Annotated in this window: 18 protein-coding genes; 8 read left to right on the top strand and 10 right to left on the bottom strand. The window is 64.1% G+C overall.

Annotation, left to right across the window (positions count from 1 at the left end; all coding sequences use genetic code 11):
• Positions 1-37: 37 nt before the first annotated feature.
• The 6 genes from BT115_RS04265 to BT115_RS04240 all read right to left on the bottom strand — a co-directional run bounded on the left by BT115_RS04265 (position 38) and on the right by BT115_RS04240 (position 5,551).
• Positions 38-1,003 carry a hypothetical protein gene (locus BT115_RS04265; RefSeq protein WP_072321271.1) on the bottom strand — a complete coding sequence of 322 codons (966 nt, stop codon included), beginning with the start codon at positions 1,001-1,003 and terminating at the stop codon, positions 38-40.
• Positions 1,000-1,857 (bottom strand): ABC transporter ATP-binding protein, encoded by an 858-nt coding sequence (locus BT115_RS04260; RefSeq protein ID WP_072321270.1) that lies wholly within the window; start codon positions 1,855-1,857, stop codon positions 1,000-1,002. Before BT115_RS04260 ends, BT115_RS04265 begins: the two co-directional genes overlap by 4 nt.
• Positions 1,854-2,228, bottom strand: a complete 375-nt coding sequence (locus BT115_RS04255) for a GntR family transcriptional regulator (RefSeq protein ID WP_072321269.1) — start codon at positions 2,226-2,228, stop codon at positions 1,854-1,856. The genes BT115_RS04260 and BT115_RS04255 overlap by 4 nt, the downstream gene beginning before the upstream one ends.
• Positions 2,229-2,233: 5 nt before the next feature.
• Positions 2,234-2,569, bottom strand: coding sequence for a hypothetical protein (locus BT115_RS04250; RefSeq protein ID WP_072321268.1), 336 nt, complete (start codon positions 2,567-2,569; stop codon positions 2,234-2,236).
• 31 nt (positions 2,570-2,600) lie between these two features.
• Positions 2,601-2,783 carry a hypothetical protein gene (locus tag BT115_RS04245; protein WP_072321267.1) on the bottom strand — a complete coding sequence of 61 codons (183 nt, stop codon included), beginning with the start codon at positions 2,781-2,783 and terminating at the stop codon, positions 2,601-2,603.
• 503 nt (positions 2,784-3,286) lie between these two features.
• Positions 3,287-5,551: a TonB-dependent receptor gene (locus BT115_RS04240; RefSeq protein ID WP_072321266.1), complete on the bottom strand. Its 2,265-nt coding sequence runs from the start codon at positions 5,549-5,551 to the stop codon at positions 3,287-3,289.
• Between the two features lie 292 nt (positions 5,552-5,843).
• On the opposite strand from BT115_RS04240, the gene BT115_RS04235 reads away from it, so the two are divergent.
• The gene (locus BT115_RS04235) at positions 5,844-7,250 is read left to right on the top strand and encodes a porin (protein WP_072321265.1); all 1,407 of its coding nucleotides are present in this window, start codon (positions 5,844-5,846) and stop codon (positions 7,248-7,250) included.
• Between the two features lie 186 nt (positions 7,251-7,436).
• Here the strand turns inward: BT115_RS04235 and BT115_RS04230 are convergent, their stop codons facing one another.
• Complete coding sequence (locus BT115_RS04230) at positions 7,437-9,182, bottom strand: M28 family metallopeptidase (protein ID WP_083527304.1); 1,746 nt, start codon at positions 9,180-9,182, stop codon at positions 7,437-7,439.
• Positions 9,183-9,568: 386 nt separating this feature from the next.
• Here BT115_RS04230 and BT115_RS04225 point away from each other — a divergent pair, with 386 nt between their 5' ends.
• The 3 genes from BT115_RS04225 to BT115_RS04215 all read left to right on the top strand — a co-directional run bounded on the left by BT115_RS04225 (position 9,569) and on the right by BT115_RS04215 (position 13,134).
• The gene (locus tag BT115_RS04225) at positions 9,569-10,546 is read left to right on the top strand and encodes a helix-turn-helix domain-containing protein (RefSeq protein WP_072321264.1); all 978 of its coding nucleotides are present in this window, start codon (positions 9,569-9,571) and stop codon (positions 10,544-10,546) included.
• Positions 10,547-10,697: 151 nt separating this feature from the next.
• Entirely contained in the window at positions 10,698-11,627 is a 930-nt protein-coding gene (locus BT115_RS04220; protein WP_072321263.1) for an LD-carboxypeptidase, read from the top strand.
• Between the two features lie 97 nt (positions 11,628-11,724).
• Positions 11,725-13,134 (top strand): chloride channel protein, encoded by a 1,410-nt coding sequence (locus BT115_RS04215; RefSeq protein WP_343124039.1) that lies wholly within the window; start codon positions 11,725-11,727, stop codon positions 13,132-13,134.
• Positions 13,135-13,162: 28 nt separating this feature from the next.
• On the opposite strand, the gene BT115_RS04210 is transcribed toward BT115_RS04215, so the two are convergent.
• Entirely contained in the window at positions 13,163-13,504 is a 342-nt protein-coding gene (locus tag BT115_RS04210; RefSeq protein ID WP_072321262.1) for a hypothetical protein, read from the bottom strand.
• A 214-nt stretch (positions 13,505-13,718) separates the two neighbouring features.
• Between BT115_RS04210 and BT115_RS04205 the strand changes: the two genes are divergently transcribed.
• The 3 genes from BT115_RS04205 to BT115_RS04195 are packed head-to-tail and all read left to right on the top strand — an operon-like array spanning position 13,719 to position 16,067.
• Positions 13,719-14,951 (top strand): sensor histidine kinase, encoded by a 1,233-nt coding sequence (locus tag BT115_RS04205; protein WP_072321261.1) that lies wholly within the window; start codon positions 13,719-13,721, stop codon positions 14,949-14,951.
• Positions 14,944-15,723 carry a LytR/AlgR family response regulator transcription factor gene (locus BT115_RS04200; RefSeq protein ID WP_072321260.1) on the top strand — a complete coding sequence of 260 codons (780 nt, stop codon included), beginning with the start codon at positions 14,944-14,946 and terminating at the stop codon, positions 15,721-15,723. Before BT115_RS04205 ends, BT115_RS04200 begins: the two co-directional genes overlap by 8 nt.
• A gap of 14 nt (positions 15,724-15,737) precedes the next feature.
• The gene (locus tag BT115_RS04195; RefSeq protein WP_072321259.1) at positions 15,738-16,067 is read left to right on the top strand and encodes a hypothetical protein; all 330 of its coding nucleotides are present in this window, start codon (positions 15,738-15,740) and stop codon (positions 16,065-16,067) included.
• A gap of 29 nt (positions 16,068-16,096) precedes the next feature.
• On the opposite strand, the gene BT115_RS04190 is transcribed toward BT115_RS04195, so the two are convergent.
• Positions 16,097-18,088 carry a CocE/NonD family hydrolase gene (locus BT115_RS04190; protein WP_072321258.1) on the bottom strand — a complete coding sequence of 664 codons (1,992 nt, stop codon included), beginning with the start codon at positions 18,086-18,088 and terminating at the stop codon, positions 16,097-16,099.
• Between the two features lie 159 nt (positions 18,089-18,247).
• Between BT115_RS04190 and BT115_RS04185 the strand changes: the two genes are divergently transcribed.
• The gene (locus BT115_RS04185) at positions 18,248-19,843 is read left to right on the top strand and encodes a Na+/H+ antiporter (protein WP_072322247.1); all 1,596 of its coding nucleotides are present in this window, start codon (positions 18,248-18,250) and stop codon (positions 19,841-19,843) included.
• Positions 19,844-20,004: 161 nt separating this feature from the next.
• On the opposite strand, the gene BT115_RS04180 is transcribed toward BT115_RS04185, so the two are convergent.
• Positions 20,005-23,040 carry a TonB-dependent receptor gene (locus BT115_RS04180; RefSeq protein WP_072321257.1) on the bottom strand — a complete coding sequence of 1,012 codons (3,036 nt, stop codon included), beginning with the start codon at positions 23,038-23,040 and terminating at the stop codon, positions 20,005-20,007.
• Positions 23,041-23,182 lie beyond the last annotated feature (142 nt).

Genomic DNA, 23,182 nt, shown 5'->3' with positions numbered 1-23,182 from the left:
AAAGACGGCTCCCGAAGGAGCCGTCGTGTGACTTGGATCAGCTGTCGTCGCGCCAGCGGCGGAACCATATGGCGCCGGCGATCATCGCGGCACCGGCTGCGGCACCTATCCAGAGCGTCGGGCTGGCGAGGGCACTGTAGTTGTAGACCAGGCCCAGGCTATCCACCATCGCGGCAGGATTGTTGCGGTCGAGCCCCTCGAGCGTCGATGCATGGCTGATCCAGCCACCCGGGATGAGGCTGCCGAGCAGGCGACCGACCACGTTGGCCCAGAACCACTGGCTCGACAGTCCCGCCATACCCATGAGACCGAACCAGGAGACGATCACGCCGGCACCGACGGGCAGGGCAATCGCCCAGAGGAACGGCTTGCTGCGGGCCCAGGAGGAGCAAAGCATCAGCCAGCCGACGGTGGGCAGCGCCCAGATCGCATACAACGGGAGCAGCAGGATCAGGTTGAGCACGACGCGGAACGGATGCGCTTCCGCGAGCAGACTCCACACGCCCAGGCCGTGCATGGAGGCGACGGTGCCGATCAGGACGCTGAGCACGAGGCCGACGACCACGCCGACCACCACCGCGATGCCGGGAGCGAGCACCAGCGCGCTGAAGACCTTCGACAATACGGTGGAGGTATCCGACAGCGGCAGCGACTTCCAGAACAGCACGCTGCGGTCGCGACGCTCCTCGCAGAGCGTGCCGAGGCAGTAGAAGAACACCACGATCGCGGACACGCACAGGATGATGCCAGCGATGGCGTAGAGCATGATGTCGAGCCCTGCGCCTGCGTTGTGCAGGTCTTCCGGACTCATCGAGCCCTGGAAGTGCATGTCGCCGTTGTATTTGAACCCGCCCCAGTTCGTGCGGCGTCCGAAGACCTCGCCGAGAATGAGGCCCATGGTGTTGAGCACCAGGAACACGATGCCGGTCACGATGGGCGCCCAGAAGAACGCACCCTTGTATTCCCAGAACTCGCGCTTGACCAGCCAATAGAAGGTTTTCATGCGTAGGTTCCCTTCATGGTGGCGACGAACAGGTCGCCGATCGACGGCCGCCTCACTTCACCCAGTTGCTCGAGTTGCGGACGGCTGACGTTGTCGAAGATGAAGATGCTCTTGCCGAACACCTGGCGCTCGTCCAACGGTTTCAGTTCCCGTGCCGCGGGGGCCTGTTCGGCGCTGACCAGCACTTCGGCGAATCGCTCGCCAAGGCTGTCCATGTCCGTGTCGAGCACGATCTTGCCGTTACGAATGAACATCAGGTCAGTGAGGATGTGTTCGATCTCCTCGACCTGGTGCGTGGTGACCAGGATGGTTTTTTCCTCGTCGAAATAGTCTTCCAGAAGGCTCTGGTAGAACTGCTTGCGGTAGAGGATGTCCAGGCCCAGCGTCGGCTCGTCCAGCACCAGCAGCTTCGCGTCGATCGACATCACGAGGGCGAGGTGCAACTGCACGATCATTCCCTTGGAAAGCTGCTTCACTTTCTGCCCGCGTTGCAGCTTCGTGCGTGCCAGGAAGGCCTCGCACTTGGCGCGGTCGAAGCGCGGATGCGTGTTGGCCACGAAGTCGATAGCGTCGCCCACCTTCAGCCAGCGGGGCAGTACCGCCACGTCGGCAATGAAACAGACCTGTTCCATCAGCTTGCCGCGGTCCTTGCGCGGGTCCAGGCCGAGCACGTTCAACTGCCCGTCGAAAGTGGTCAGGCCGAGGATGGCCTTGAGTGCCGTCGTCTTGCCTGCGCCATTGGGGCCGATCAGGCCGACGATGCGGCCGGCGCCGATCTGAAAGCTGGCGCCGTCGAGGGCCAGCGACGACTTGTAGAGCTTGGTCAGGCCAGTGGCAGTGACGACCGCAGTCATGACGCATCCTCCTTCGAACCCGGGGCCTCACGCATCAGGGTTTTCAGATCGAGGCCCATGCGCTGGAGGCGGGCGAACAGAGCCGGCCATTCCTCGCGCAGGAAGCGCTCCCTCTCACTCTTGAGCAGCGCTTCACGCGCGCCATCGATCACGAACATGCCAAGCCCCCTCCGTTTCTCAACCAGTTGTTCGTCGACCAGCTCCTGATACGCCTTGGATACGGTCAGCGGGTTGATCTGAAAATCCCCCGCGACCTGGCGTACCGACGGCAGCGGATCGCCTTCGTTCAAGGCGCCATCCAGGATCATCGCCACCACGCGTTCGCGGAGCTGGCGGTAGATCGGGACGCTGTCGTTCCAGGTGATGGACATGTAGGTCATTCCTTCGCCGTTTGGCGCAGTGCGTTACCGAACGAATAGTAGGGCATGGCCAGTTGCGCGCCGATCAGCGCAGCGGCCCGATCCTCCGCGCTGCGCTTGAGCGCATCCGCGGCGGAATCCAAGGTGGCCTCGCTCGTCAGCATGGCCTCGCGCACGTCGGCGTCGGTGGGCCTTACTTCGAGGGAGGGCAGGTCGACGACACGCGTGCCGTTGACGAAGTGGGGTGCAGCGATCATCGCTGCAGCGCGGTCATCGAAGGAGCGCAGGGCGAACACGCTCGTGCCGGCAATCAAAAGGGAAGCGGTCAGTGCGATGAGGTTCGGCGCTTTCATGGGACGACTCCGATGACGTGCTGCGCGGTGGTTAGAGGGAGGCGACGTGTTCGCCCGCGTCGGCATAGACGACGATCGGGGCGAGGTTGGTGACCTTGGTGCCGTTGATCTCGGCGAGCGGGGCGGCGGTGGTCGAGGTACTGCTGAAGACGCCCAGGGCGGCGGCAGCGATGACGACGGAGGCGGCGAGGGCGATGTAGTTCGGGCTTTTCATGGTGTTTGCTCCTGTGGTGCTGTGGGTGACCGGTGTTGTAGTGAACTATAACACCAGAAAATGACCTGTCAACGAGAAATTCGGGAATTTCTATATGACTTATGGCCTATGCCGTGCCGGGGTGTGCTGGTGCGGCGCGTCGGCGTGGCACCCGTTCTGATGCCGGAATGGCGCCAAAGGTTTAGCTCTTGTGGGAGCCGCCATGGCGGCGAGACAAGATTGCCTTGAGGCAGGGGCTGAGAGGTTCTAGCGTCGCCGCTCCGTTGGCTTCTCGCCGCCATGGCGGCTCCCACAGAGAATCCGAGCTTGCCGGTGGGAGCCAGCCTGCTGGCGATAGGAGCTTGCCTCGCCGCTACATTGCTTCGTTGGCTTTTCGCCAGCAGGCTGGCTCCCACCTGTGCTTTGGTTTATTACAGCTCGCGGCTCATTCGGTTGGACGGCGACCCAACAAAAAGGCCGGCCCCTCGGGGCCGGCCTTCAGCGGATGACGATGACCGCTACGCTTACAGCTCGGCGCGGAACTCGATGCCCACCACGCGCGGATCATTGACGAACGCGGTGCGGTTGTTGAAGTCGATGCCGCCGGTGATCACCTTCTTGTTGGTGATGTTGCGGCCGTACAGGGCGACCTCACGCTTGCCGAAATCCCAGTTGTAGCCGACGCGAATACCGCCTTCGAGGAACGGCTTGCTGCGGAACTCCTGCGAGTCGTACAGGAAGAAGTTGACCTCGCTGCGGTAGTTCCAGTCGGTGTAGACGAAGAACTCGCCGCTCTCGCCGTACGGGATGCCGTAACGTGCCGTCCAGGTACCGATCCATTTCGGGGCATTGGGCAGGGTGTTGCCGTCGATCAGCGCGTTGCCCGTGGCGTCGAGCGGATCGAGCACCGTGCAGCCGCCGCCGCACGGCGCGACGGCGAGGTTACGGTCCTTCAGCTCGGTGTGGTTATAGCTGCCGCCGGCGGTCATGTAGAAGTTCGGCGTCAGGTAGGCTTCGAGGTCGAACTCGGCGCCGTAGCCTTCGGTCTTCTTCGCATTGATGAGCTGCGTGACGTTGGTGGCGCCGCCCACGGCCGTGAGCTGCTGGTTGTGCATGTTGTACTTGTAGATGTCGGCGTTGAAGCGGACCTTGTTGTCGTCCGTGGTCGACTTGAAGCCGATTTCGTACGACGTGATCGTCTCCGGCTTCGCCGTGGAGATGCTGTTGGCGAAGTTGATGCGGCCCTGCACGCTCGGCGCGCGGAAGCCGTTGGCGATGCGCGCGTAGACGTTCGAATTCTTCGACAACTGCCATGTGCCGGTCAGATCGCCGCTCCAGCGGGCGTCGGTCGGATCTGAAGTGAGCGGGCCGACGGGGCCGGTGAAACCGAGGAAGCGCTCGGCCTTGAAGTCGCGCTTGTCATGCGACCAGCGGGCACCGGCGCGCACGTCGAAGTCGTCGGTGAACTGGTAGTCGGCCGAGCCGAACACCGCCCATGCCTTCGTACGCTGGCTCTGGTCTACCCAGCCGTTGAGCACGTGGTTGTTGAGCGTGTCGTACGAGAAGTTGGTGATCGCGATGTCTTCGTCGAAGTAGTACGTCCCGACCTGCCACTTCAGGCGTTCGGCACTGTCGTTGGACAGGCGGAATTCCTGAGTGATCTGGCGATCCTTCGGCAGTGCGTCGGCGGTCTCGGAATAGAACGGGGTCACGCGGTTGGTGTAGCTCGGCTTCGCGGGCGTGCCGGACGCGTCGTAACCGCCGTCGACATCGCCGAGGCTGTAGGTCGTGGCGCGTTCCAGGCCGGTGATCGACGCGAAGTTGAGATCGCCGAAGTGCCAGTTCAGGTGCAGGTTGCTGCCCCAGGTGAACAGGTGCTGCTTGTTGCGGCCGTCCTGCGACACGGAATCACGATCGAAGCCCGGCACGAGCTGATCGCTTCCCAGGGTGATCGCGTTGGCGCGGTTGACCATCGCGCTGCCGTCCAGCCAGCGGCCATGTACGTTGATGAGCGCGTCGAAGTCGTCCGATGCCTTGTACAGCGCCTGCAGGCGCACGGCGCGGTCGTTGTAGCCGCCCAGGTCGTCCTTCTTGCCGGTGTAGTCGTTGTCGATCCAGCCGTCGCGGTGCTGGGCCAGTGCGGACACGCGGCCGGACCAGTTGCTGGCGAGCTTGCCGCCGATCGCGGCTTCGGCGTTGGCCGTGCCGTAGGAACCGTAGGAAACGCGGGCGTAGCCCTCGGTTTCCTGCGTCGGCTTGCGCGACTCGAACTTGATCACACCGGCAGGGGAGTTGCGTCCGAACAGCGTGCCCTGCGGGCCGCGCAGTACTTCGACCTGCTCAAGATCGAACAGCGGGAAGCCCTTGAGGATCGGGTTCTCCTGGACGATGTCGTCGTAGACCATCGACACCGGCTGCGACGCATTGAGGTCGAAGTCGCTGTTGCCCAGGCCGCGGATGTAGAAGCGCGGAAACTCGCGCCCATACGACGTCTCGGCATACACGCTCGGCGCGCGTGAGGCGAGCTGCAGCACGCCGTCGCCGGCCTGGCCGAATGCCTCGAGCTTCTCGGCCGTCACCACGGTCATCGAGATGGGCACCTTCTGCAGGTCTTCGGTGCGCTTTTCCGCGGTCACGTTGATGGTCTGCAGCGTGGCGGTCTTGGCCGGTGCATTGGACGCGGGCGTGGGCGTGGCGTCTTGAGCGAGGGTCGTGCCAGAGGCGAGTGCCGTGGCGATGGACAGCGCGATGACGAGACGTCGCGGCGTGCGCGAGCTTGCGAGAGACATGGTTTGGTTCCGCCTGGGGTGTCCTGGGTGAGAGTGCCTCGCCAACTGCGGTGAACACCGATCCCCTGGCGAGGGCGCGTCTGCCGCGAATTATCCACTGTGACGACGTCATGACGAAAGTGTTGCGCTGCGGCAACACGTTCTGCGTGACGGCGTTCACGCGTGTCACGGAAGTGACATGCAGCGAGGCTAACGTGCGCCCGTCTTCGGCGATCTGGCGCTTTGTCTGCAATTGATGACCTGATCGCCGACGTTTGAGGTTTTTCTCAAATTATTCGGAGCACGTAGCGCAATGAAAAAACTACCCCTGGCGGCCGCCTTCTGGACGATGTGTGGCGCTGCGGCGGCCGAAGGTTCGCCGCAGGCGGCCATCGAACTGTATGTGGACACGACCACACGGCAGATATTTGCGGAGCCGGGTCCGGGCAGGCAGCGTCTGGGCAAGTTCGTGCAGGCAAGCGAAGAGGCAGCGCCTGCCATGAGTACGGCCAGCGCGCAGGCCGAGAGCAAGCCCGTGGCAGCGAGTCCCACGACGGTCGCCGCCGCTCCCAAATCCGCGTCGTCCAAGGCGTGGTACGAGAAAATCGGCATCCGTGGCTACGTGCAGATGCGCTACAACCAGGAGCTGTCCGGCAGCGCAGACGCTTTGAAATCACCGGGCGACCGTTTTATCGGCCCGGAGCAGGGTTTCGGCATTCGTCGCGCCCGCGTCGTCATCAGCGGTGACGTGTCCGACCGCATGTCGATCTACATCCAGCCCGATCTTGCCAGTACACCGTCGGGGTCCAGCACCACGCACTTTGCCCAGCTGCGCGATGCCTACGCCGATCTCTGGCTCAATGACGAGAAGACCTGGCGCATCCGCGCCGGCCAGTCGAAGATCCCGTACGGCTGGGAAGACCTGCAATCGAGTCAGAACCGGCTCGCGCCGGACCGCGCCGATGCCTTGAATTCCGGCGTGCGTGATGAGCGGGACCTGGGCGTGATTGCCTATTGGTCCCCCGCGGTCGCGAAGGAACGATTCGCCTACCTGCAGAAATCGGGTCTGAAAGGCTCGGGCGATTACGGCGTGGTCGGTTTCGGCGTCTACAACGGGCAGGGCGCGAATCGCCCGGACCGCAACGACCAGTTGCACAGCGTGATCCACTTCTCCTATCCGTTCAAATTCGCCAACGGTCAATATCTCGAGGTTGGCGCGGATGCGTATGCCGGCCGATACAAGGTGAGTACCGGATCGGCCACGGTAGGAGGCGTGATGTTCACGCCTTCCGTGGATGCACCCGTGGCCGGTTCCACCGACCGCCGCGTCGCCGCGCATGTGGTGTATTACCCCCAGCCGTTCGGTTTCCAGGCGGAATGGACGGTAGGTAAGGGCCCCGAACTGGACATCGCCCGCCGCGTCATTCGCACCAAGTCGCTTCGCGGCGGCTATGCGCAGGTGATGTACAAGTTCGACGGCGGGTACGGTTCGCTCATGCCGTACGCAAAGTGGCAGACGTACCGTGGTGCGTCGAAGTTCGACACCGATGCGCCACGTATGCTGGTCGACGAACTCGAAGCCGGCGTGGAATGGCAGCCGTCCAGTGCGGTGGAGCTGGCCGTGGCTTGGGCCAACATGCACCGTACCGATGTCACGGCCGCACCGTACCGACGCGTCAAGGGTCAGTTGTTGCGGGTGCAGTTGCAGGTCAACTACTGAGGCATCAGTGGCAGCCACAAGGTATTAGGTGGGAGCCACGAGGCATTAGGTGGGAGCCAGCCTGCTGGCGATCTGGGCATATCGCGAGCCCGTATCGCCAGCAGGCTGGCTCACACCGGGAGCGAGAGCCGGACGGCCAGTTCTCACCGAGGTTGCGGCCCGCAGGCTGGCTCCGAACTCTCGCCCTTACCTCGTCTTCTTCGAGCCTGCCGCCAGCGACTTCTCGCGTGCGGCCTTGAACTCGCTGCCGTCCTTCCATTTGGGCCAGGTGTCGTTGTCGGCCAGTTTCTCGCCGAGCGCGTAGAACGCCTTGACGTTCTGGATCACGCCATCGAAGTTCCAGCGCATGTCGTAGACGTCGGTCGGCTGGTGGTAGCGGTTCTTTGTGTAGTCTTCTTCCGCCGCGAGGCCCGCGGCCTTGCCGCCCTGGACCATGTCGATACCGCCACCTGCGGACAGTGCAGGGACACCGGCTTTGGCAAAGTTGAAGTGATCCGAGCGGAAATAGTGGCCCTTCTCCGGAGACGCATCGCCGCTCACCACACGACCGTCGGCTTTCAAAACATCGGCGAACAGGTCTTCCAGGTCGCTCTGGCCCAGGCCCACCACTTCCATGTCATGCGTGGGACCGTTAATGCCCAGGGCATCCATGTTGATGTCGGCCACGGTTTTGGCGAGCGGGAAGGGCGGGTGCGTCACGTAGTACTTCGAACCGAGCAGGCCCGATTCCTCCATTGTCACCGCGGCGAAGATCACCGATCGCTTCGGTTTCTCCTGGGCGAACTTGCCGGCAATTTCCAGCATGGCCGCAATACCGGTGCCGTTGTCGATGGCGCCGTTGTAGATCTGGTGGCCTTTCAGTGACGGGTCGTGGCCGAGGTGATCCCAGTGCGCGGAGTAGACGATCGCTTCGTCGGGCTTTTCGCTGCCCTTGACCATGCCGATGACGTTGTTGCTCAGCGAATGCGTAATCGTGCTCTGCAAGTGAATGGAAGCCTTGGCGTCGAGCGGTACCGCCTTGAAGCCGCGCACATCGGCCTGCTTCGCCAACTCGTCGAAGTTCTTTCCCGCCTTGGCGAAAAGTCGCTGCGCCGCTTCATGCGTAAGCCAGCCTGCGACGGGGAGTCGCGGTGCCGGGTCTTCGCTCTCGGGTAGATCGAGGCGCGGCATGGTCCAGCCGCTGCGCACCACGTTCCAGCCGTAGGCGGCCGGTTCGGTCTGATGCACGATGAATGCGGCAGCTGCACCCTGGCGCGCAGCTTCCTCGTACTTGTACGTCCAGCGGCCGTAGTAAGTCATTTCGCGCCCCTTGAACAGCGACGCATCGTTGCCATTCCAGCCGGGATCGTTGACGAGGATCACCAGCGTCTTTCCCTTCACGTCGATACCGTCGAAATCGTTCCAACCGGCCTCGGGCGCATCGACGCCGTAACCGACGAAAACGATGTCGGAGTCTTTCAGATCCACGTCCGCTTTGGCCTGGAGCGTGCCGGCGACCATATCGCTGCCGAAGGGGAAATGCTCGGTGCCGCCGCCTTCCGCAACGTCCAGCGCGAGCGTGTCCTGTCCATTCAACGCCGTGGACACGGCGGGGACTGTCTGGATCCACTCGCCCTTGTTTCCGGGCTCCAGACCCATGCGCTTGAACTGTTCGATGATGTAGTTGGTGGTCAGGCGTTCGCCCAGGGTGCCCGGCTTGCGGCCATCGTATTCGTCCGAGGAAATCACTCGCAGGTGCGCGGCAAAGTCGGCTGCGGTGATATCCGGGGTGAACTCGTGATGCTCGTTGGCTACCGCGGGCAGGGGCGGCGGCGGTGCGGTCGAGGGGCCCGCCGGAGTGGCGGGGGGCGCCGCGGCGGTCTTGTCTTCGTCGTGGGACTGGCAGGCGGCCAGCGTGAGGGCGGTGAGGCAGGCGAGAACGAGGCGTCGCATCGGCTGGGCTATCCCTTCATTTGGCTGAACTGGCCGAGTGTAGCCGCAGCGTGGGGTAGCTGGCGCGTCGCCAAAGCATCAGTCTTGCCAAAGCGGCCCCTCGCGCACCATGGGTTATGTGCCGATTCGGCAAATTCACAAAGTGCTGGCATTTGCTCCGATACATCGTAAGTTATGCCCAACCGGCGGCTTTTTCGCCGGGAAAAGGCAAGGCAAGGGGCAGGACATCAGGAAGCGCGGGGAGCACCCGCGGAGGACGCGGGGGAACGCATGAACGTGGGGAATGGCCGGATCGTGAGAGGGGGCGTGCCTGGCATGAGGGTTCCGCAACGGAAGCCGCTTTTGCCGGTGTGGGCGACGAGAACCAACAGCGGGGAGGAAACCCTATGAGCCGACCCTCCGATATGCAGGGTCTGGAAGATTTTGACCTCGTGACGTTGGGCGCGACGCTCGGCGTATGCGAAGTCGACCTTCTGACCTTGAGCCCGGTACGACCACGCGCCGCCATTGCGTCGACGACTCACGACGGCGTGACGTATCTTTCCGCGCATATCGATTTCGACGTTCGCGGTTCGCTCACGGTGCCGGAAGACGCCTGCATGCTGGTTTACCTGCATGAAGCAGGCGAGCGCAGTTGGTGCCAGGGGATCGGCGTCGAAGCGGACATGGCGGTCACCTTGCTGCGTGGTACGCCCACCGATTTCATGTTCGAGCGCGGCACCCGGCTGACGCTGGTGGTGGCGCCGTACGCGCGATTCCGTTCTCGCTTTCTGGCGTCCGACCATGCCGACGTCGACATGGCGGCGCAGCGCTTGCGGCTTTTCTCGGTGCGCTCGGAACATCTGCGACGCGCCTATCGGCAGATCGCGGCGCGCGTCGCGTCGGGCGATGCCGCGATGGGGCCAATCGAGGATCTGCTCGACGAGCACATTCGCGTGGCGCTCGCGTCGTCTCCGGAAGAACGGCCGGTCGCGTCACGTGGTCGTCGTGCGCATTACCAGGTGGTGCGCCGCGCCGAGCGTTTCATGCGGGCAAACCTGCGCCGTGACATCTATTCGCAGGAGCTCTGCCAGGCGGCAGGCGCCAGCGAACGGGGCTTGCGCTACGCATTCGACGACATGCTCGGCATTCCGCCGAATCGTTATCTCGCCATGCTTCGCCTGTGCACCGCGCATCGCAGCCTTGTGATGGCGGAAGCCGGCCGGCGTTCGGTGAAGTCGGTGGCGCTCAGTTGCGGCATGTGGGATCTCTCGCGCTTTGCCGAGAAATATCGCAGCGTATTCGGCGAACAACCGCGGGAGACACTCACGCGGCACAACCTGTCGGAAGACATGGCCCCCACGAACGAATACGAGGAATGGTAGGACGCTCCCGTAATCGTCGGCGTTGAGTTGCAAGGCGTAGGGGCCGCTAGCATGCATGCGGCGATGCGTCGCGCGCTTGTGCGGAAGGCAACTGCGGGTTGCCTTCCCGCATGGCTAGCGGTATTGGTAGGCAATTCTCATCGTGCCTGCCATGCCTAAACGACTCGATATCCGCCTCCTCGCTCCTTCCGGATACCCGGACGACCGCGCAGCTTTCGAGCGAGGCGTAGAACGCTTGCGCGCCGCCGGACACCGCGTGCATGGAGAAGAAGTGCTCGACCGCGTCATGTTGCGGTTCGCCGGCAGCGACGCAGAGCGTGCTGCAGACATCAATCGCTTCGCCGATGCGTCCGAGCCATTGCCGGACATGGCGATGGTGGTCTGTGGCGGTTACGGCGCCATCGTGCTACTCGAACACATCGACTTCGACGGCCTTGCGCGCCGCTTCGAGAACGAATCCTGCGTATTCGTGGGTCATGGCGATTTCACCGCCATCCAGTGCGCGCTGTATGCGCGCAGCGGCATCCTGTCGCTGCATGGTCCCATGCTGGTGCGCGATTTCGGCGGCCCCTACCTGCGCGAGGACATGTGGCGACATTTCTGGCAAACCGTCTTGTCGCCCAGCACCGACGTGAGCTGGGCATGCGGTGACGATGCGTGCGTTCGCGTGGAAGGCACGCTGTGGGGGGGCAATCTCTCGGCGCTGTGCAGCCTCGTCGGCACGTCGTACCTGCCTAAGCTCGACGACGGCATTCTATACATCGAGGAAAGCGGAGAGCAGGCCTGGCGCATCGAGCGCATGCTGTTCGAGTTGAAGCTTGGTGGCACGCTCGACGGACAGCGTGCCATCCTGATCGGCGGCCTGGGTGGCCAACGCGTCAGTGAGTACGACAACGGCTATGACATCGAGCATGCGTTGCAGCGTTTCGGCCAGGCCTGTGGATTGCCGATCGTGCGCGGACTCGCCTTCGGTCACGGTCAAGACAAATGGACCTTGCCGTTCGGTGCGCACGCGGTACTCGATGCAGCCGGTGGAACGGCCCACCTGTCGGTCATGAATTACCCGTACGTTCGCGAATGAGGTGCCATTAGACGCCGCCTAGGTGTTCATCTGCGAGCCAGCTACGACGCCGAGATCCCGGTAGCCTTTCGCCGCAGTCCTCCATCGTAGCCAGACCATGACCGACCCCCTGCATACACCGCACGATCGTGCGGCGATTCCGCTCGCGCCTTCGTTGGACGATTCGCTTGTCGAGGCGCACATGCCGACGCGCTTGCCGTTGATAGGCGCACGCGTGCTGCGTATCTGCGCACTCGCCATCCTGCTCGGTCTCGTGGTGGGTGGCGTGGCGCGATTGCTCACGATGCTGATCGGCGTGGTGACGAACCTCGCGTTCCATCAAACGTGGAGTACCGCTTTCACATCGCCCGCGGGACATCACCTGGGCGCGTGGGTCATCGTGGTGCCGGTCATCGGCGGCGTGATCGTCGGTGCCATGGCGCGCTGGGGTTCACGCGCCATCCGAGGTCACGGCATTCCCGAGGCGATGGAGCAGGTGCTCACCAACGAGAGCCGCGTTCCCGCACGCATGACCTGGCTGAAACCCGTGTCCTCGGCCATTGCCATCGGCACCGGCGGCCCGTTTGGCGCCGAAGGTCCGATTATCGCCACGGGCGGTGCGCTCGGGTCGTTGCTGGGTCAGCGGCTTCCCGTGAGTTCCGACGAGCGCAAGACGCTGCTTGCTGCCGGCGCCGCCGCAGGCATGGCAGCGGTATTTAGCTCACCGGTAGCCGCGGTGCTGCTGAGCATCGAACTGCTGTTGTTCGAACGCCGTGCACGTTCGCTTCTGCCGGTGGCGTTGGCCGCGGTCACGGGCACGGGCGTGCGTTTCGCGCTGGAAGGGCCGGGTCCGGTGTTTCCGATGCCCGCGCTGGCGGCCGCCACGTCGACGGCGCTGGCCGTCTACGCGTTGCTCGGGTTGCTGATGGGTGTGGCCGGCGTACTGGTGACGCGGCTGACCTACGGCATCGAAGATGCGTTCGAACGCTTGCCCATCCACTGGATGTGGTGGCCTGCGCTAGGCGGTCTCGTGGTTGGCGCGGTCGGTTACGTCATGCCTGCCACGCTGGGCGTAGGCTACGACAACATCACCGCGGTCATTTCCGGGCAATTGGGCCTTGCCGCCATGGCGTTGCTGGCGCTCGCGAAACTGCTGTCATGGTCCGTCGCGCTTGGCAGCGGTACCTCGGGCGGCACGCTGGCGCCCTTGTTCACCATCGGCGGTGCGCTGGGTGGTGTGTGCGGGGTGGCATTGTCGGCATGGCCGCTGCTGCACGTCGATCCGCACATGGCGGCGCTTATCGGCATGGCCGCTCTGTTCGCCGGGGCGTCGCGCGCGTTGATGACCTCGGCGGTCTTCGTCTTCGAAACGACGATGCAGCCGCATGCCTTGTTGCCATTGCTGGCCGCATGCACCACGGCGTATCTCGTGTCGGGCCTGATGATGCGGCACACGATCATGACCGAAAAGATCGAGCGCCGCGGCGTGCACGTACCGACGGATTTCGTGGCGGACCGCGCGGGCTGAGTGAGCGCGCCCGCGCGGTCGCCGTGCGTCAGCCGAGCGCCGTGACCTGCGTGGCGCCGATCACGCCGATGAAGACGATCGACAGCATCCAGAACCGCGCCGGATCGCGCCACACGCAGACGCCGAGGCAGACGATACCCAGGACGCAGGACACGATGCCCGCAGCAGTCAGGCCAAGCGCGGCCAGGGAAGGATCGCCGCCGCCGGAAGCGAGCAGCATGGGACGGAAGATCGCATACCAGGCCAGTACCAGGCAGGCACCGCCGACGATGCCGAGAAGCCAGTTGGCGGGATGGTGCTTCGGCAACGTGCGGATACCGAGGAAGAGCGCGAGTACGACGACAGCGAAAACGACGAGCAGCAACGCCATGCATTAACCCCTTTGTCGTGGCCTGCGGTCCCCACCGCGAAGCCGGTTTCCCGAGCATGGCGCATGGGGACCGCCAGGTCATGCTGCGCCGCGCAAGCCCTCGATGCCGGCTCGACCTTATTTCGTCGCCCTATACCGCGTTTCGTCGGAAAGGCGGCCAGCGCCGCGAGGTCGCGTCGTATGCTCGCCGGCAATAACGGTGGGAGCGAATGGGATGGCGAGCCTAAAATTTCTCGGGCGCATCGGAGTGGCATGGTTCGCGGCGCTTTGCGTGCTGCTCGCGGCGTGGTCGAGTACGAACGACCGCGACTTCCCGTTCCTGTTCACGCTCGTGTGGTTCATCGGGCTATTCGTGGCGCTCGGCCGCGGCGTCACCCACTTGTATCGGGTCCGCACGATTGCCGGCCGGGTCGATGGCGAAACCTTGTCGAACCGGCAGCGTCGCCGCGTCGAAGTGCCTTATCCGGCCGACGAGGCGTTCGCGCTCGTGGAAGAGGTCATCCGGGAGCTGCCTCATGCCACCGATGTGAGCGGCACGCGTGGCGGACTGCAATGTCGCGCCGTGATCCGTCCACCTGTCGATCCGTCGCGCCGTCGCCGTCGCTGGGGCTTCGCCTGGCTCGATCGCGAGACGACGGTTTCCGCGACCGTCACACCTGCCGATGGATCGTGCAGCGTGATGTTCGTCTGCGAACCCGATCGAGGGGCCTGGACGGACTGGTTCAACCCCGATGGCGGCGCCTCGCTGGAATACGCCGAGACGATCGTTCGTGCCATGACGCAGCGGCTGTCCGACAAGCGTAACCGCGAGCGTGCCGACGCCCGCCAGACGGCGATGGAGAAGGAACTGACGGCGGCGCAACTCGGTCTCCTGCAGGCCCAGGTGGAACCGCATTTCCTCTACAACACCTTGGCGAGCGCCCAGGAGCTGGTGCGTTCCGATCCGGCGCGGGCCGATCGGATGCTCGGCCACCTTATCGATTATCTGCGTCGCTCGTTGCCACGTACGGACGGCTCGCTGTCCACACTCGGCGAGGAATTGGAGCGTTCGACGGCGTGGCTGGAGATCATGCGCTTGCGGATGGGCGAGCGGCTGGCGGTGCATACCGACGTGCCGCAAGACGCCATGAAGGCACCGATGCCCACGATGATGCTGCAGACCCTCGTCGAGAACGCCATCAAGCACGGGCTGGAGCCAAAACCGGGCGGCGGCGGCGTCTGGATTCGCGCAGGTGTCGACGGTTCGGGCCTGTCGGTCACGGTGGCCGACGATGGCCTGGGTTTCCGCAGCGACGGCGCGGGTACGGGCATCGGCCTGAAAAACCTGCGCGAGCGTCTTCGCCTCATGTACGGCAGTGCGGCGACGTTCGCCATCGGCAACAACTTCCCGCACGGCGTCGCCGCCACGATCACGCTGCCGCTGATGGGAGCGCCCGCGCATGGATAAGAAGGCGCCCCGTTGCATCGTGGCTGAAGACGAGAAGCTGCTCGCCGCTGCGCTCCAGCGCGAATTGGCAGCCGCGTGGCCCGAACTGGACGTGCTGGAACTCGCCGAAGACGGTGGCGCGGCGCTCGACGCCATCGCGCAGCACCGTCCCGATGTCGCGTTCCTCGATATCCGCATGCCGGGTCTCAGCGGTATGGCGGTGGCTGCGGCGGCCGCGGAGGTGAGTCCCGAAACGCTGGTGGTGTTCATCACCGCCTACGATCAATACGCCGTCGATGCTTTCGAGCGCGGTGCGGTGGATTATCTGCTCAAGCCCGTCACTGCCGAGCGGTTGGCGCAGACGGTGACGCGGCTTCGCGCGAGGATCGGCGACGCGTCGCGTCACGCGGGTCGAACGGCGCAGGTCGCCCGCGATCTTGCTGAGCGCATCGATGCCTCGCTCGACGAGCCGCTGACCTGGATCACCGCCAGCACCGGACGTGCGACGCGCCTGATCCTCGTCGAGGACGTGATCTATTTCCGTGCGGAGAACAAGTACACGTTGGTGGCGACGGCGGAAGGCGATGCCTTGTTGTCGCGCCCGATCCGCGACCTGCTACGTCAGCTCGACCCGAAGACGTTCCGCCAGATCCATCGTTCCACGATCGTCAACCTGCGTCAGGTGGGTTCGGTGGAACGCGACGACTCGGGCAAGGGCTGCCTGCGCTTGCGCGGGCGCCCCGAAACGCTGGCGGTCAGCCAGACGTTCATGACCCTGTTCCGCGCCATGTGATCGAGGAGACTTCCATGCGCATCTTCCTTTCCATCGTCTATTGCTTCATGAACCTGGCGGGCTGTACGGACGCCCAGAACCGCACGCTCGCGACCACGAACCGCGAGAATGGCATCGTGACGCTGGACAGTCGCACCGAGGTGCGCATGGGCCGCGCCCGCTTCGCCTGTGCCGCAAGCACCACGGGCCACTGTCACTACGCGGTGTTCGATGGCGACCGCCTGGTCCGCACGCTCACCCTGGCGGTGCATGAGGAACGCCTCGTCGATCGACTTCCTGCCGGCTTTGCCCTCTGCGTAACGCCGACCGACGTGAAGGTGACGGCGGGCTGCGCTTCTGCCTGAGCGCCGCTGTCACCTTCACTGCGGCAGCCCTAGGGCTGCGCGCGCGGCACCACGGTGATCGTGATCTTCGACGGATGCGCCGCATCGTGATGCACGGCATTGTGGGCGATCACACCCTTGGCCTCGTCGTAATTGTTGCCGCCGGTGTTGAGGTTACGGTCGAAGCGCGGGAAGTTGCTGCTCGTCACCGCCACGCGCAGCTTGTGCCCGGGGAAGAAGAAATTGCTGGTGTCGATCGGCTGGAAAGTCACCTTGTACACCTCGCCGTCCTTCATCCACACCGGCGGTTTGTCGTAACCCTCGCGGTAACGCATGCGCTGGATGTTCTCCGTGAGGTTGAAGGCGCGCCCGTCGGGGTAGACGTCCATCACCTTGAAGGTGAAGTCGGTGTCCTTCGCATCGGATGAGACATACAAGGTCACCGTGATCGGTCCGCTGACTTCCGTGCCCTGTGTGAACGGTTCTGAGTCGTACACGAGGATGTCGTTGCGGGCGAGCTGCGTGTTCTGGTCGAACGAGCCGAACTTCACCGCCGTGCCCTGACAGCAGCCGCCGCCACCCAACGTCGTGACCGGATTGGCGGGGTCGTAGATGAAGCGATCCGGTTGATCGGCGCCACCCGCGCTATCGACAAGCTTGCCATCGCCGTAGAGCGTGTTGGCCTTGCCGCCGCTGGTGAAGTACAGATCGCGGGTCTGTGCGCCCGCGGGCGGCCACGTCGGCGAGTCGTGCCACTTGTTCTCGCCCATCACGTAGTACATGACCTTGGGCTGCTTATCGACTACCGGGCTGTCCACGCCCTTCAGGAATTTGTCGAACCAGCCGAACACGAGGCTGTCGTAGTCGAACCGTGCATCGCCCACGTCCAGGTCGCCGATCATCGTATGCTCGGTGGCGCGGGTGAACGCGCAGTGCAGCACCGGCGCAATGATCGCGTATTGCTGATCGGCCACCGCCTTGGGCGCGGTGGCGCGCACGTGGTTGTACGCCGCAAGGTTGGGCGACACCGAAACGTCGAACCAGCTCATGAACCACAGACCGGGTTTGTCGATCTTCATGTCGTCGTGCCACAGCCCGCCCTTGTACCAGGCCGGGCTGTTCGGGGTACGCGCGATCATGTTGCCGCCCGTGGGCACGTCCATGGCATCGGCGAAGATGCCCTTCGGGCCGTCGGCGGCCTTCATGATGTCCTTCTCCGGCAATGTCCAGAAGGCCTTGTCCCAGTTCACTTCCGGCGGCTGCGAATCGAGGTCGAACATCTTTGACGCGCGGATCAGGTCGGCCTGCGACAGGTTCGCAGGGAACATCGGGCGAAGCTGGTTCTGTTCCTTGTAGAGCCACGCAATGAAGAGCATCTGCATTGCGCCGCCGCGGTACCAGTTGCCCTGCTCGTAGTAGGGGCCGACTCGGCCCACGCCAGCGCCGAACCCCTGCACGTTGAAGGTGGCGAGACCCGGCTCGTGCTGCGCCACCACGGCCATCTGCCATTCCGCCGTGGAAGAACAGCCCGTGGTGCCGACCTTGCCGCTCGACCAGGGCTGGGAGGTGATCCAGCGCACCGCGTCCACGCCATCCGACAACGGCGCGCCGAGAATGTCGTAGTTGCCCTCGGAGAAGTAATGGCCACGCTCGTTCATCTCGACGTACGCGTAGCCCCGCTTTACGGCGTCGAGTTCGCGGCTCATGTCACGCGGCGCGCCGAGCTTCACGTCCCAGAAATTGAAGTTGTAGGGCGTACGGACGAAGATCGTGGGCACCTTGCCGCTGGCGTTCTTCGGGCGGTAGATGTCCGCCGCCATGCGTTTGCCGTCGCGCATCTTCACCATGACCTTGCGGTCGACGACCGCGATGTCGCTCAGCTGCCTCTCGAGGTCGTTCCGCTTCGCGATCGTGGCCTGCTGCTCGCGGGTCAGCGTGCTCTGTGCGGCCACCGGCGCAGCGACTAGCGCGAGGCAAAGGGACGACAGGCCGACCGACAGCGCGGTCCTGACAAGGTGAAGGGCAGGGCGCTTGGCTCGCATTGGGGAGGCCTGTTTTAAGGGACGGTTCATCGAGTCTTGCAAAAGCGTCACGTCAGGTAAATGCATGACTTCCGGCAGGGGGCGGCGCACGATGCGAGGTGCGTGGAGTTCGGCAGCGCCGTCGCGCCCGCTAAGATGATCCGTTATCCCGGGGGACGCATGGCTTCGACCGAACTGTTCAAATTCGTATTGCTGTTGCTCGTGGCCATCCTGGCGTTAGAGCTGATTGCGCGAAAGCTTCGCCTGCCGTCAGCCGCCGCGCTGCTCGCCGGAGGCGTTGGCATTGCCTTCCTGCCGGGCATTCCGGCCGTGAGTTTCGACCCCGAGCTGGTGCTGATGGTGTTCCTGCCGCCGCTGCTCATGGATGGCGCGTTCTACACCGTGTGGTCGGAGTTCCGAAAGTATCTCGGCGGCATCCTTTGGCTCGCGGTCGGCGCCGTGGTGTTCACGACGCTGGCGGTGGGCGTCACGGTCCATTGGGTGCTGCCGTCGCTGCCCTGGGCCGCGTGCTTCGCCCTCGGCGCGGTGGTGTCGCCGCCCGATGCCGTGGCGGCCAAGGCGGTGCTCGGCAAGGTACGCCTCCCTCGTCGCTTGATGGTGCTGCTGGAAGGCGAGAGCCTGCTCAACGATGCCACCGGCCTGGTACTGTTCCGCTTTGCGGTCGCGGCGGCGCTGACCGGCGCGTTCAGTGCGCAGGGCGCGTTGATGAGCTTTGCCGGACTGGCGCTCGGTGGCATCGCGGTCGGCCTGCTGGTGGGTGCGGCCCTGATCTTTGCCCTGCGCCACATCGATCACGTCTTCCTTGCCATCACTGCTGCGTGCCTGTCGCCATGGGCGGCCTACATCGGCGGTGAAGCCGTGCACGTCTCCGGCGTGATGTCCGTCGTGACCTGCGGCATCATCTTCGGCTGGTACCAGCACGACGTGTTCTCCGCGAACGTCCGCGTGCGCAGCCTGGCGTTCTGGCAGGTGCTGATCTTCCTGCTCGAGGCGCTGGTCTTCATCCTGATCGGCTTCTCGCTGCGCGGCGTGATCGAACGGCTTGGCGGCTTGGGGCAGACGGTGGCGACCCTGGGCGTACCCATTCTCGCCGTGGTGGCGGCGGTGGTCCTGTCGCGCTTCCTCTGGATCTACGCCACGGACTATCTCCGCGTGCCCCTCGCCAGGATAGTGGGTCGGCGTCCGCTGCCGCCCTCGGCCAAGGCGTCGTTCCTGCTGAGCTGGGCGGGTATGCGCGGCGTGGTGACACTGGCGATCGCGCTGTCGTTGCCGGAGTCGATGCCGGGGCGCGACCTTACGCTGGCGGCGGCCTTTGCGGTGATCCTGGTCACCGTGCTGGTTCAGGGCGGCACCATGGGGCCGCTCATTCGCTGGTTGGGTCTGGATGGCGGCGAGCATACGGAGTCCTCCCATCTCAACGAGGCCGAGGCGTCGCTGCTGATCGACCGTGCCCAGTTGGAAGTGGTCAAGGCGTATGCGTACGACACGGACGGTACGCTGATCCATCCGCGCCTGCTGGAGCAGTACACCTATCGCCTGTCGGTCAGCGAACGCTACAGCGCGGCACCGCAGGCGATGGAGGGCGGCCGACGCGCGCATTACGACGTGGTGCTCGCCGCCGTGGCGGCCGGCCGAGCAGAGCTGCTGCGCTTGCATCGGTCCGGTCGCATCCACGACGAGTTGCTGCACTACATCGAGCGCGATCTGGATCTGCAGCAGATCGAGGCCGAGAACGACCGCCAGGGACCGGCCTGATGCGTCACGCAAAAAAACGCCACCGTTGTCCACGGCGGCGAGGGGAGTTTGCAATGAGGGGCCGTCCGTGGACCGATTGTTGTTGTGATGCCTGAATGTGGAATCGATTGGACGACGGCGGACCGCAGGGGCCGCCGTCGTCGCGGCGAGCTACGTGTGGATCAGAAGTCGTAGGTCGCGGTCAGACGAGCGTAGCGCGGCGTCTGGAAGTACAAGCCGGTGCCGTACGTATTCGAGACCGTGTACGGGCTGTCCTCGTACGTGTAGTCCTGCAGCAACGGCTTACGCTCGTTGGTCACGTTGAACACCTGCAGGCCGAAGGCCAGCTTGTGATCGGCGAACGACGGGCGGTATTCCACGGCAAGATCCAACTGCTTCACCCATGGCAGGCGCTGTTCGCCCGGGGCGTACAGCTTGCCGGCGCAGGAGTGGTACGAGGAACCGTATCCGATCGGATCCTCTTCATCCGGACCGAAGTACCCAAGGCAAGACTTCGGCGCGCCCGAGGTGATGCGCAGCGAACCGGAGAACATCCATTCCGGCGTGAGCTGGTACGAGCCGTAGGCCTTGAGCTGGTGCTTGCGGTCGTTGGCGAGGAGACCGTTGCTGTGGATCATGAGCGCGGCAGCATCCCAGTCCTGGGTCTTCGAAATATCGTTCTGGCCGATATCCGACTTCACCTGACCTTCCGTGTTGCCGTAGCTCTTCGAGAACGTGTAATCGACGCGTGCGAAGAACTTGCCGTCGAACGGATGCTCAAGATAGAGGTCGAGGGCGTAATACTTGCGCTTCGCGCCCGAGGTAAAGCCCCAATCCGCTGTACTCATCTTCACCTGCGTGCGGCCGACGCCGTTCGCGTTTGCGAAGCTGAATTCATTGGTCTTGCCAGGGTTGAAGATCACGCAACCGGGGACCGTGACGGTGTCGGGGTCGATGCCGCTGGCAGCCAGCTTGTCACTGACGCGGCCGGTATCGCAGACGTCGTCGATGGCCGCCTGGAGCTTGCGCAGCGTGAACTTCGCACCGGTCACCCAGTTCGAGCCCAGCGTCTTGTCGAAGCCGAGAATGGCTTCATCCTGGTACTGCGAATCCAGGTCGCGCGCCGTGATCGACTTGGCATCGTTGGGCTGGCCATATTCACCGTTCGACGAGACCGGACCCGGGCCGATGGGGCTGAGGCCGGTCGGCGCGCCGTTGGCGTCGATGCCGGTATAGGTGAAGTACTCGTTGGTGTACGTCGACGACGAGGCGCCGCGGATGGCAACGCTGTTCGGCAGTGCAAGGTAGTAACGACCGAGGTTGCCGTAGATCTTCAGGCTCGAATCGCCAAAGACGTCCCAGGCGGCGCCGAGGCGAGGTGCCCACTGATTGCCGCTGTTGACGTAGCTGGCACCGACGTTGTTGTAGTTGGTGAAGCGGTCGTTGCGCACACCGACCGTCAAGAGCACCTTGTCGGTGACCTGCCACTTGTCTTCCAGGAAGTAGGCCTTCTGATCGACCGACATGCTGGTGGTTGTGTTGAAGATATAGCGGCGGACGTAGTAACCGCGGCCTCCCGGCGCGCCAACACCGAGGCTGGGAACGAGCGGCACGTCGACATTGGCGGCGCTGGCCTTCCCATATATCCAGAGGTAGCCCGGACCGGTGGTCGCCACGCCTTCGTTGTGGCCGCTGTACTTCATGTTGTCGATACCGCCGGTCAGGCGGTGGTCGCCCACCTGCCATTCCAGGTCAGCACGAAGACCATGTGTCTTGCTGTTGGCATCCGGCGCGTTCTGCTGCGATGTCACGGTCGAACTGCGGATCGGATTGCCCCCGGTGATCAGCGGGTCCTGATTGGTCGCGCTGCTGATCAGCGGAAGATCGCTGTTGCCCGGGTTGCGGAGAATGTCGTCGGTGCGGCTGCGACCGTAGGTTGCGGAGAACGTGAGGTCATCGGTGATGTAGCTGGTGTACTTCGCGATGGCGTAACGCGACGAGATTTTGGTCGTGTCCGGATACGTGCCATTGCGCCCGGTGTTCTGTTGGGTGTCGTAGTCGTAGATGTCGTAGACACCGCTGCGTTCGTCGGTCGAACGGATCCCGGTCAATTCCACGATGTTGCTGTCGTTGATGTTCCAGTCGAACTTGGCGTAGTACTTCGGCAGGTTATACGTGTACTCATTGGTCGCCGGGTTGGCCGAAACGGCGGACGACGTGCTCCGGCCCTCCGTCTTTTCGGACTCGGCAGCCACGAACATGTACAGCTTGTCCTTGATCAGGGGGCCGCCGGCATATCCGCTGACCGTGCGGGTCCACTGCGTGTCGCCCTTGCGGCTACGGTAGAGCGTGCCGGGCTGATCCGTGTTGGTGTAGTCGTAGCCTGCGGGCAGGGTGCCATCCGGAAAATACTGGTTGCCGGGATTCGAGCGAGCGAACTTCGGCTCCCAAAGCACCTGCGCGCCAAAATGCCATTCGTTGGTTCCGCGCTTGCCGACCTGGCTGATGACGCCGCCATCGGAGCGGCCATACATGGCGCTGTAGCCGCCCGTATAGACTTCCTGCTGGTCGATCGCCCCGTAAGGCAGGCTGACGCCGCCGAGGTTGCGCAGCGGATCGGAGGTGTTATAGCCGTTGATGTAGTAAGCGTTTTCCGAAACACCCGCGCCGCCGAAGGAGACGACACGGCCGAAGTCGCCGGAACCGGTGACGACGCCAGGGGCGAGCAGCGCGATGGATTCGGCGTTGCGGCCAAGCGGCAAGCGGGCCAGCTGTTCCGACGTGACGACGGTGCGCGAGTCGGTTGCGGAAACATCGATAGGCGGCAGCGCGTTGGCCGTGACCGTGACGGACTCAAGGGACTGCGCGCCCGCCGTGGCGGCGGTACCGGTGAATGAAACTTCCGAACCAGCGCCGACGGTGAGCCCGACGTTCTTGCGAGAATCGACCACCTGGCCGTTCTGCACCACGTTGACGGTGTAGCTGCCCAGCGGCAGGTTGCCGATGCGGTAGCGGCCGTCTTGGCCGACGGCGACCTCGCGGGTCACACCCGTCGAGCCGGCCACTTGAATGGTGCTGCCTGCGGCGGCCTGACCGAAGATCGAACCGGTAGTCGCCTGAGCCAGGACGGCACCGGTGCCGCCGAGACCGGCGGCAAGGGCAAACGCCAATGCGGAACGACGCAGAATCTGCGCCTGACGAATGTTGCGTGAGTTCATTTACGGCTCCCCAGAATGGCCGATGGGCCAGCGAAAACGGTCGGCTGATGCCGATGTTCACGTAGAAAGCTTCCCCGTCGTGGACCAACCTCTCCCCGGATGAACACGGACGGGAAACTACGTGCCGCGGTGTAGTGCTACA

The organism is Luteibacter sp. UNCMF366Tsu5.1, assembly GCF_900119235.1.
Taxonomy (GTDB): domain Bacteria; phylum Pseudomonadota; class Gammaproteobacteria; order Xanthomonadales; family Rhodanobacteraceae; genus Luteibacter; species Luteibacter flocculans.
This window is presented reverse-complemented; position numbering and strand designations above follow the sequence as displayed.